This is a genomic window from Pseudomonas sp. XP1, assembly GCF_053557675.1.
In genome coordinates this window covers 1-10,444 of sequence record NZ_JBNRIJ010000012.1, presented here as the reverse complement: position 1 = coordinate 10,444, position 10,444 = coordinate 1, and the positions used below count along the sequence as shown (strand labels likewise).

Below are 10,444 nucleotides of genomic sequence, written 5' to 3'. Positions count from 1 at the left end.
TTCGCGGGCACGCCCGCTCCCACAGAGACCGCGGCAGCCCTTGAAGTTGTTGCAAATGTTTTCATGTCGATAGGGCCCACAGCAGGTAGAATCGAGCACTTGCTTAGCCTGCTATGGATTCCTGATGAACCTGCGAATGGTGCTCATCCTGGGCGCACTCAGTGCGTTCGGGCCTTTGGCGATCGACTTTTACCTGCCCGCCTTCCCGGCCATGGCACAGGCGTTCGCCACCGATGAAAAACACGTTCAGGCCACCTTGGCCGCCTACTTTCTCGGCCTGTCCATCGGGCAACTGGCCTACGGGCCGGTGGCTGACCGCTTTGGCCGGCGCAAGCCGCTGATGTTCGGGGTGACCCTGTTCACCCTTGCGTCACTGGCCTGTGCCTATGCTCCCAACCTCGACACCTTGGTGCTGGCGCGTTTCGTCCAGGCATTGGGCGGTTGCGCCGGGATGGTGTTGTCGCGGGCCATCGTCAGTGACAAGTGCGACCCGGTGGCCTCGGCCAAGGTGTTCTCGCAGTTGATGCTGGTAATGGGCCTGGCGCCAATCCTGGCACCAATGCTGGGCGGGGTGCTGGTGAACGTGGCCGGCTGGCAATCCATCTTCCTCGCCCTGAGCCTGTTCAGTGCCGGCTGCCTGCTGGCGGTCAGCCTGGGCCTGCCGGAAAGCTTGCCCGAGCACATACCGCGGCAACCGCTGTCTGGCGCCTTGCGCCAGTACCTGCGCCTCTTCGCTGACCGGGTATTCGTCGGCCATGCCCTGACCGGTGGTATCGCCATCGCCGGCATGTTTGCCTACATCGCCGGCTCACCTTTCGTGTTCATCAAGCTCTACGGCGTGCCAGCCGAGCATTACGGCTGGTTGTTCGGTACCAATGCCGCCGGCTTTATCCTGGTGGCACAGGTTAATGCACGCTTGCTGGCCAAGCGCGGGCCAGCGTTCCTGCTGGCGCGTGCTGTGTGGCTTTACCTGGCTGCGGGCCTGGCGTTGCTGGGTGTGGCGGCAATGCGGCCAACTCAGCTGTGGCCATTGTTGGTTCCGCTGTTCGTCTGCATTTCCAGCCTCGGCTGTATCATCCCCAATGCCGCTGCCTGTGCCATGAGCGGGCAGGGCGCACGGGCCGGTAGTGCCTCGGCGCTGATGGGCTGCCTGCAGTTCAGCGTCGCTGCCGGTGCCGCAGCGCTGGTCGGGCTGCTGCATGATGGCAGTGCGGTGCCGATGGCGCTGGTGATCAGCCTGTGTGGGGCGCTGGTGGTCAGTGTCGCGCTGCTGACCCGACGGTTGCCGGCCAAGGCTCCCGCATAAGCGGGTGAGGTGCCTGCAACCGGGTTTCCAGCGTGGCGACGAAGGCGCGCGCTTCGGCCTCGCTGCGGAAACTGACCACGTGTTGATCGAGCTGGACCTGCCAGGGGCAGGCGGGGTTTCGGCTCGACGCACTGACGACAATTTTCATCGCGGCATACCTCCAAAGGGGGGAGAGCGGATGAAGTGTAGCGCTGCACCTTCGGCCTGCCATGACCTGAATCAGTGTCCTGACTGACGGTCGCCAAGAACGTTTTCTACCTGTTTTTCCTGCTCGGGGCGCAATGCCCGCAAGCAGGTGGAACCTTCGCTTTGGCTTGCGTTATTTGTGGAAATTGGTTGTCGGCCGCGTCCGAAGATGCATCCGGTGTTTTTTCCGCCTGTCGCTCCCTTGTTCCCGCCATGTGGGCCTGGCTGCTTGCCCGCGCGGTCCGGACAGGTTTCACGCACTGTTTCACTGCTTGCCATGGGTAGGCATACCCAGTGTTTTTTTGCCGGTGGTGCCTCCGCGCTGTGCTGCCTGAATGGCGTTTTTTGCGGCTTATACTGGCGAACCAGGCCAGTGCCAGCGAGAGGCGCTTCCCTGCCAGGGGTGGCCATCGCATCCACACAGTGAACTTGCAGGGAGTTACAGGGACATGAACGCAGCCAGCAGTATCAGCCAGATTGCCAGCCTGATGGCCGACCCCAAGCGCAGTGCCATGCTGTGGGCACTGATCGACGGCACGCCGCGGCTGGCCAACGAGCTCGCGGTAATGACAGGCCTGACCTCGTCATCTGCCTGCGCACACCTTTCATTGTTGTCGTCGGCCGGTTTGCTCCGGCATGAAGCACGGGGCCGCAAGCGTTACTTCCGGCTGGCCACCCCACAAGTCGGGGCAGCGGTGGAGGCCCTGGCCAGTGTCCAGCTGGAGAACGCCAGGGGGGAGCGGGCCAAGGCGCCGGTATCACCGCTGCCCATGTCGATACGCAGGGCGCGTCGCTGTGGCGATCACTTGGGCGGGGAACTGGCCGGTGAGCTGTATCACCGTCTGGTGGTGGCCGGCTGGTTGGAGGGTAGTGGTCGACAGCTGATGGTAAGCGAGGAGGGGCGGACGCAGTTGGCTTTGGTCGGGGTCTACATCGATGCCTTGGCGCCAAATCAGCAACGTGGCTGTGTGATCTGCCGCTGCACCGAGTGGAACGACCAGGGGCCGCACCTGGGGGGCGTGCTGGGGCAGGCCTTGTTCCGGCTGTTCCTGCAGTCTGGCTGGATGCGCGAAGCCGAGGACTCGCGGGCATTGCATATCTCTGCGCTGGGTATCCAGCAAATCAATCGCATTGCCCGCGTGCCGACGTTGCAGGTCGGTTGACCGCGACACCGTCATGCCGGCGTCAGGTCACTCAGGCCAGCCGGGCATCCAGGCTGTTCTGGGCCAGGCGACGGGCCTGGTCTTCGGTCATGCCCAGGTGCGTGTACAGGGCGTGGAAGTTTTCGGTGACATAGCCACCGAAGTAGGCCGGGTCGTCAGAGTTGACCGTTACCTTCACGCCGCGCTCGAGCATGTCGAGGATGTTGTGCTGGTTCATGTGGTCGAACACGCACAGCTTGGTGTTCGACAGCGGGCACACCGTGAGCGGGATCTGCTCGTCGATGATGCGCTGCATCAGGCGCTCGTCCTCGATGGCGCGCACACCGTGGTCGATACGCTTGACCTTCAGCAGGTCCAGGGCTTCCCAGATGTACTCGGGCGGGCCTTCCTCGCCAGCATGGGCAACGGCGACCAGGCCTTCACTGCGGGCACGGTCGAACACGCGCTGGAACTTGCTCGGCGGGTGGCCCATTTCCGAGCTGTCCAGGCCAACGGCGATGAACGCATCGCGGAACGGCAGGGCCTGGTCGAGGGTTTTCTGCGCCTCATCTTCGCTGAGGTGGCGCAGGAAGCTGAGGATCAGGCCGCTGCTGATGCCCAATTGTTCGCGACCGTCCCTGAGCGCCTGGTTGATACCGTTGAGCACCACTTCGAAGGGGATACCGCGGTCGGTATGGGTCTGCGGGTCGAAGAACGGTTCGGTGTGGATAACGTTCTGAGCCTTGCAGCGTTGCAGGTAGGCCCAGGTCAGGTCGTAGAAGTCCTGCTCGGTACGCAGCACGTCGGCGCCCTGGTAATACAAGTCCAGGAACTCCTGCAGGTTGTTGAAGGCGTAGGCACCGCGCAAGGTTTCCACATCTGCCCAGGGCAGGGCGATCTTGTTGCGCTCGGCCAAGGCGAACAGCAGCTCGGGCTCCAGCGAGCCTTCCAGGTGCAGGTGCAGTTCGGCCTTGGGCAGGGCGTTCAACCAGTCATACATAGTGGGTCATCTCGATCAAATACGGTTGCCGCCATTCTACAGAGCCTGGCCGGGCATTGCGCCCGGCCAGGCTGCGACCCGGTGAATCACCAGATCAAAGGTTCGCCCTTGTAGTTGATGAAGCGCAGACCACCCTTGCCGCTTTGCGCATTGATCTGATCAATCATGCCGCGGGTACTGGTCAGCACGTCGATATCGGCGTTTTCGCCGCCCATGTCGGTTTTCACCCAGCCCGGGTGCATGGCCAGCACGCACAGATCAGGGCGTTGTTGCTCGACGACGAAGCTGTTGATCATCGAGTTCAGCGCCGCCTTGCTGGCCTTGTAAAGGCAGACTTCGCCGCTGTCAGGAATAGTCACGCTGCCTAGAATCGAGCTCATGAAGGCCAGCACGCCGCTACCTTCACGTATCTGGCCGACCAAGCGACGGGCCACGCGAATTGGCGCCACGGCGTTGGTCATGAACAGATCGCCGATGTCCTTGTTCTGCACCGTCTCCAGGTTTTGCGGCAAGGGGCCCATGACCCCGGCGTTGACGAACACCAAGTCGAACACCTGGCCTTGCAAGCGCTGCTTCAGGGCATCCAGCTGAGCCGTGTCGTTCATTTCCAGCTGTTCGATGTGCACGCCGGGCACATTTGCCAAGGCGCCTGGCTGCTGTGGGTTGCGCACGGTGGCGGTGATGTTCCAGCCGTCTTCGTGCAGACGTTCCACCAAGCCAAGGCCGAGCCCGCGCGACGCGCCGATGATGATGGCTGTTCGTGAATTAGCCATAGGAACATTCCTTTAGAAATGTAGGAAAAGGATTTGAGGATAATTCAACTGGAGCTGCATTGCGGCGATGGCGACACAAGGCTGCGTCTACGAGATACAACTCGGTGGCGCGTAAGGTCTGCAAAGCAGCCCCGTCATGCGAGTTGGCTAAAAAATGAACATCCGCCCCGTGCCCTTGTGTGGGCGGGCGTCTCGCCTGTTGGCGCACGGGTTATCCACAGGCTGGTCCACAGTTATTGTGTGCAAGCGCGGTGCGCCGCAAACGGCATCGCTTGGCCGCGGTATGGGGATAACTTTCGGGCTTTCCGCAGTTTGGGCCTGTCATCAAAGGTGATCAAAATATGATCAAAGATCTACAAGCCTTGAAAACGCTAGGCTGCAGGCACATGCCCAAAGCTTATCCACAGGCCGGCCCACAGTTGCTGTGGGCAATGGTCAACGTGCTTCGAGCAGAATGCGCCCACGGCTCAGGTCGGCCAACTGCTGCTGCAGTGGCGCCAGGTGGGCGTCACCCAGTGCAATGAGCAGGTCCACGCCATTGGCGGTGAACTGCTCATCCAGGACCAGGCCGTCAACCTCGGCCAGACGCAACTTCACAAGCGCCAGTTCGCTGAAACTGCAACTGCAGGTGAATTCGCTGCGCTGCACCAGCAGCCGCTTGGGTGCCTGTTGCAGGCACTTGTTGGCACCGCCGCCATAGGCCCTGGCCAGGCCGCCGGTGCCCAGCTGGATGCCGCCGTACCAGCGGATCACCAGCACCACCACCTGGTCGCAGTCCTGCGCTTCGATGGCTGCGAGGATTGGCCGCCCCGCGGTACCACCAGGTTCGCCGTCATCGCTGCTGCGGTACTGGGCGCCAAGTTTCCAGGCCCAGCAGTTGTGAGTGGCGGCCAGGTCGCTGTGGCGTTCGATGAAACTCATCGCGTCGGCGGCGCTGCTGATCGGCCCGGCGAGGGTGATGAAGCGGCTTTTGCGGATTTCCTCGCGGTACTCGCAGAGGTCGAGCAGGGTAGAAGGCATAAATGACGATCAGGCAGCCGGCTTGATACCGCAGCCCTTCAGAATGATGTGGATAAGATTGTTGCTCGCGTCCTCCATGTCCTGCTTGGTCAGGCGGCTGCGGCCGGTGACCTGGCAGATCTGGGTGGCGAAGTCGGCATAGTGCTGGGTGCTGCCCCACAGCAGGAAGATCAGGTGCACCGGGTCGACCGGGTCCATCTTGCCGGCTTCGATCCAGGCCTGGAACACCGCGGCCCGGCCGCGGAACCATTCGCGGTAGTCGGCACTGAAGTATTCGCTCAGGCAGGTACCGCCGCTGATCACCTCCATGGCGAAGATCCGTGAAGCTTGCGGGTTGCGCCGAGAGAACTCCATCTTGGTGCGGATGTACTGGCTCAGGGCTTCGCCCGGGTCGTCGTCGACGCTCAAGGCGTTGAAGGTGCTGTCCCACAACTCGATGATGTTGCTGAGCACGGCAATGTACAAGCCCAGCTTGTTGGTGAAGTAGTAATGCAGGTTGGCCTTGGGCAACCCCGCCTTGAGGGCGATGGTGTTCATGCTGGTGCCCTTGAAACCATGGCGGGCGAACTCGTCTTCGGCGGCCTGGATAATGGCCTGTTCGTTCTTCTGGCGGATGCGGCCCGCGGGCTTGCCCGAGGCGGAGAGGCGATGCGCAGGGACTTCTAGGGTCATGGACGATTCCGTACGGGTCAGTGGCTGCGGCTGTCGGACAAGATTACCTGCCTGTGCCGAAGTGACAAGCGTTTGCGGCACAGACTGGCATCAGCGTGTCGCAGCCAGGCTTTCGAGGAAGCTTTCCAGCACCAGGTTCGGCCGCCGGCCCTTGCGCGTTACCCAGCTGAGGCTCAGGTCATAGAAGCGTTGCTGGGGCTTCAGGGCACGCAAGCGGCCTTGCTGCACCCAGAACGTGGCGTAGTGGTCTGGCAGGTAGCCGATATAGCGCCCGGTAAGGATGAGAAACGCCATTCCTTCGCGGTCCGAAGCACTGGCCGTACAGTTCAGCGCCTGGTAATGCGCCTGGATTTCGGCCGGTAGGCGGAAGGTGGGGGTGATGGCCTCCTGGCTGTTGAGGCGGTCGTCGTCGATCTGCTGGTCATCGGCATAGAATAGTGGGTGGCCGACCGCGCAATACAGCAGCGAGCGCTCGCTGTACAACGGTTGGTACTCGAGGCCCGACAATGGACTGGTCTGTGGCACCACACCGACATGCAGGCTGCCATCGAGCACGCCATGCTCGACCTGGCTGGGCGCGATCATGCGGATCTGGATGCGCACATCGGGCCCGCGGTCCTTGAGTTCGGCCAATGCATGGGTAATGCGCATGTGCGGCAAGGTCACCAGGTTGTCGGTCAGGCCAATGTTCAGCTCGCCACGCAAGTGCTGGTGAAGGCCGTTGACCTCGGTGCGGAAGCTTTCCAGGGCGCTGAGCAGTTGCAGCGCCGAATGGTAGACCTCGCGGCCTTCCTCGGTCAGCGAGAAACCGGCGCGGCCGCGCTGGCACAGGCGCAGGCCGAGGCGTTGCTCCAGGTCGTTCATCTGCTGGCTGATGGCCGAACGGCCTATGCCCAGCACGTTTTCCGCGGCGGAGAAGCCGCCGCACTCGACGACACTGCGGTAGATCTTCAGCAGGCGGATGTCGAAATCGCTGACTTGGGCAAGTGGATCGGGGCGTCGGCTCATTAGTTTAGTGAGGGCCTGTCTGAAGATTAGAAATGTTGGCTTTTTCAGACTTTATCGCCGTGCCAATTTAGCTGCAACAACATCCATCGTTGCCTAATCGTCTTCCGAGGAACCGCCGATGAACATGCCCGAAACCGCTACCGCCGGTATCGCCAGCCAGCTCAAGCTGGATGCACACTGGATGCCCTACACCGCCAACCGCAACTTCCAGCGCGACCCACGCCTGATCGTGGCGGCCGAAGGCAACTACCTGGTCGACGACAAGGGGCGCAGGATCTTCGATGCCCTGTCCGGCTTGTGGACCTGCGGCGCCGGGCATACCCGCAAGGAAATCACCGAGGCAGTGGCTCGCCAGATCGGCACCCTGGACTATTCACCGGCCTTCCAGTTCGGCCACCCGCTGTCGTTCCAGCTGGCCGAGAAGATCACCGAGCTGACCCCGGGCGACCTGAACCATGTGTTCTATACCAACTCCGGTTCCGAGTGTGCCGACACCGCGCTGAAGATGGTGCGTGCGTACTGGCGCCTGAAAGGCCAGGCGACCAAGACCAAGATCATCGGCCGGGCCCGCGGCTACCACGGCGTGAACATCGCCGGTACCAGCCTCGGTGGCGTCAACGGTAACCGCAAGCTGTTCGGTCAGCTGCTGGACGTCGACCATCTGCCTCACACCGTGCTGCCGGTGAACGCCTTCTCCAAAGGCATGCCGGAAGAGGGCGGTATTGCCCTGGCTGACGAGATGCTCAAGCTGATCGAGCTGCACGATGCCTCCAACATCGCTGCCGTGATCGTCGAGCCGCTGGCAGGTTCGGCTGGTGTGCTGCCGCCGCCGAAGGGTTACCTGAAGCGCCTGCGTGAAATCTGCACCCAGCACAACATCCTGCTGATCTTCGACGAAGTGATCACCGGCTTCGGCCGCATGGGCGCGATGACCGGTTCCGAAGCCTTCGGCGTGACCCCGGACCTGATGTGCATCGCCAAGCAGGTGACCAACGGTGCCATCCCGATGGGCGCGGTGATCGCCAGCAGCGAGATCTACCAGACCTTCATGAACCAGCCGACCCCGGAGTACGCCGTGGAATTCCCCCACGGCTATACCTACTCGGCCCACCCGGTAGCCTGCGCCGCCGGTATCGCCGCGCTGGACCTGCTGCAGAAGGAAAACCTGGTGCAGGCCGCCGCCGAGCTGGCGCCGCACTTCGAGAAGCTGCTGCATGGCGTGAAGGGCACCAAGAACATCGTCGATATCCGCAACTACGGCCTGGCCGGCGCGATCCAGATCGCTGCCCGCGACGGTGATGCCATCGTGCGTCCGTACGAAGCGGCGATGAAACTGTGGAAGGCAGGCTTCTATGTACGCTTCGGTGGCGACACCCTGCAGTTCGGCCCAACCTTCAACACCACGCCGCAGGAACTGGACCGCCTGTTCGACGCAGTGGGCGAAACCCTGAACCTGATCGACTGATCTTTCCGATTCTGATGGCAGGTGCGTGAACACATCGCGTGCCTGCCTCAACCTTCTTTATCTGGAGTTTTGCATGAGCATTGTTCAGCACCTGATCCACGGCGAACTGGTTACCAAGGGTGAGCGCACCGCCGATGTCTTCAACCCGTCCACCGGCCAGGCCGTGCGCAAGGTCGAGCTGGCCAGCCGCGCGACCGTGCAGGAAGCGATCGACTCTGCCAAGGCGGCCTTCCCGGCCTGGCGCAACACCCCACCGGCCAAGCGCGCCCAGGTGATGTTCCGCTTCAAGCAACTGCTGGAGCAGAACGAAGCGCGTATCTCGCAGATGATCAGCGAAGAGCATGGCAAGACCCTGGAGGATGCTGCAGGCGAACTGAAGCGTGGTATCGAGAACGTCGAGTTCGCCTGTGCCGCGCCGGAAGTGCTGAAAGGCGAGTACAGCCGCAACGTCGGCCCCAACATCGATGCCTGGTCCGACTTCCAGCCGCTGGGCGTGGTTGCCGGTATCACCCCGTTCAATTTCCCGGCCATGGTGCCGCTGTGGATGTACCCACTGGCTATTGCCTGCGGCAACGCCTTCATCCTCAAGCCTTCCGAGCGCGACCCGAGCTCGACCCTGTTCATCGCCCAGCTGCTGCTGGAAGCCGGCCTGCCGAAGGGCATCCTCAACGTGGTGCACGGCGACAAGGAAGCGGTGGATGCGCTGATCGAAGCGCCGGAAGTGAAGGCCCTGAGCTTCGTCGGTTCGACTCCGATCGCCGAGTACATCTACGCTGAAGGTACCAAGCGCGGCAAGCGTGTGCAGGCCCTGGGTGGTGCGAAGAACCACGCGGTGCTGATGCCGGATGCCGACCTGGACAATGCCGTGAGCGCTCTGATGGGGGCTGCCTACGGTTCGTGCGGCGAGCGTTGCATGGCCATTTCGGTGGCGGTGTGCGTGGGTGACCAGGTGGCTGACGCCCTGATTGCCAAGCTGGAACCGCAGATCAAGGCCCTGAAGATTGGTGCCGGCACCTCGTGCGGCCTGGACATGGGGCCGCTGGTGACGGCCGCTGCCCGTGACAAGGTGGTGGGCTACATTGATGATGGTGTTGCTGCTGGCGCCAAGCTGGTGGTAGATGGCCGTGGCTTCCGTGTTGCCGGTAATGAGGATGGCTACTTCGTCGGCGGCACCCTGTTCGACAACGTGACCCCGGAGATGCGCATCTATAAGGAAGAGATCTTCGGCCCGGTGCTGTGCGTAGTGCGTGTGAACAGCCTGGAGCAGGCCATGCAACTGATCAACGATCACGAGTATGGCAACGGTACCTGTATCTTCACCCGTGACGGTGAAGCGGCGCGCCTGTTCTGCGACGAGATAGAAGTGGGCATGGTCGGTGTGAACGTACCGCTGCCGGTGCCGGTGGCCTACCACAGTTTTGGTGGCTGGAAGCGCTCGCTGTTCGGGGACCTGCATGCCTATGGCCCGGACGGTGTGCGCTTCTATACCCGTCGCAAGGCGATCACCCAGCGCTGGCCGCAACGTGCCAGCCATGAGGCTTCGCAGTTTGCCTTCCCTAGTTTGTAAGGGGTGAGCAGAAGCGGGGGGGCCGATTAGGCCTCCCCGCTTTGTTTTTCATCGATATTGAAGTTTCTTGAAATTAAGGGTTGACGCCCTCTCGAATCCCCTTATAATGCGCCCCACTTCCAGCGACATCGGAACGACAAACTTCTTGAAATTCAATAAGTTAGGTTGTTCGGAAAGAGCTGAAAGGGCTACGATCAAATGATCGCCAGCGGTTGAGATGGTGGTTGACAGCGCTTCTAAACGCTGTATGATTCGCCTCCCGCTACGAGAGATCGCAGCGAGTCAAGTGTTTGAAGCTAAACGAG

At 62.0% G+C, this 10,444-nt stretch carries 10 protein-coding genes; 4 read left to right on the top strand and 6 right to left on the bottom strand.

The window, feature by feature from the left end:
* Positions 1–124 precede the first annotated feature (124 nt).
* On the top strand, positions 125–1,306 hold the full coding sequence (locus tag ACK1U9_RS13000; RefSeq protein ID WP_085601454.1) for a multidrug effflux MFS transporter: 1,182 nt from the start codon (positions 125–127) through the stop codon (positions 1,304–1,306).
* Here ACK1U9_RS13000 and ACK1U9_RS12995 read toward each other — a convergent pair.
* Positions 1,257–1,454 carry a hypothetical protein gene (locus ACK1U9_RS12995; RefSeq protein ID WP_085601455.1) on the bottom strand — a complete coding sequence of 66 codons (198 nt, stop codon included), beginning with the start codon at positions 1,452–1,454 and terminating at the stop codon, positions 1,257–1,259. The genes ACK1U9_RS13000 and ACK1U9_RS12995 overlap by 50 nt on opposite strands.
* 487 nt (positions 1,455–1,941) lie before the next feature.
* Here ACK1U9_RS12995 and ACK1U9_RS12990 point away from each other — a divergent pair, with 487 nt between their 5' ends.
* Positions 1,942–2,655, top strand: coding sequence for an ArsR/SmtB family transcription factor (locus ACK1U9_RS12990; RefSeq protein WP_085601456.1), 714 nt, complete (start codon positions 1,942–1,944; stop codon positions 2,653–2,655).
* A gap of 31 nt (positions 2,656–2,686) precedes the next feature.
* On the opposite strand, the gene ACK1U9_RS12985 is transcribed toward ACK1U9_RS12990, so the two are convergent.
* The 5 genes from ACK1U9_RS12985 to ACK1U9_RS12965 all read right to left on the bottom strand — a co-directional run bounded on the left by ACK1U9_RS12985 (position 2,687) and on the right by ACK1U9_RS12965 (position 7,107).
* The gene (locus ACK1U9_RS12985) at positions 2,687–3,634 is read right to left on the bottom strand and encodes an adenosine deaminase (RefSeq protein ID WP_085601457.1); all 948 of its coding nucleotides are present in this window, start codon (positions 3,632–3,634) and stop codon (positions 2,687–2,689) included.
* 86 nt (positions 3,635–3,720) lie between these two features.
* Positions 3,721–4,407, bottom strand: coding sequence for an SDR family oxidoreductase (locus ACK1U9_RS12980; protein WP_085601458.1), 687 nt, complete (start codon positions 4,405–4,407; stop codon positions 3,721–3,723).
* Positions 4,408–4,842: 435 nt separating this feature from the next.
* Entirely contained in the window at positions 4,843–5,427 is a 585-nt protein-coding gene (locus ACK1U9_RS12975) for an IMPACT family protein (protein WP_016484768.1), read from the bottom strand.
* A 9-nt stretch (positions 5,428–5,436) separates the two neighbouring features.
* Entirely contained in the window at positions 5,437–6,099 is a 663-nt protein-coding gene (locus tag ACK1U9_RS12970) for a TetR/AcrR family transcriptional regulator (RefSeq protein ID WP_003257076.1), read from the bottom strand.
* A 90-nt stretch (positions 6,100–6,189) separates the two neighbouring features.
* Positions 6,190–7,107 carry a LysR family transcriptional regulator gene (locus ACK1U9_RS12965; RefSeq protein WP_046616867.1) on the bottom strand — a complete coding sequence of 306 codons (918 nt, stop codon included), beginning with the start codon at positions 7,105–7,107 and terminating at the stop codon, positions 6,190–6,192.
* A gap of 118 nt (positions 7,108–7,225) precedes the next feature.
* Between ACK1U9_RS12965 and ACK1U9_RS12960 the strand changes: the two genes are divergently transcribed.
* Both ACK1U9_RS12960 and ACK1U9_RS12955 read left to right on the top strand, forming a co-directional pair.
* Positions 7,226–8,572, top strand: a complete 1,347-nt coding sequence (locus ACK1U9_RS12960; protein WP_046616868.1) for an aspartate aminotransferase family protein — start codon at positions 7,226–7,228, stop codon at positions 8,570–8,572.
* A gap of 73 nt (positions 8,573–8,645) precedes the next feature.
* Positions 8,646–10,139 carry a CoA-acylating methylmalonate-semialdehyde dehydrogenase gene (locus ACK1U9_RS12955; RefSeq protein ID WP_079229826.1) on the top strand — a complete coding sequence of 498 codons (1,494 nt, stop codon included), beginning with the start codon at positions 8,646–8,648 and terminating at the stop codon, positions 10,137–10,139.
* Positions 10,140–10,444 lie beyond the last annotated feature (305 nt).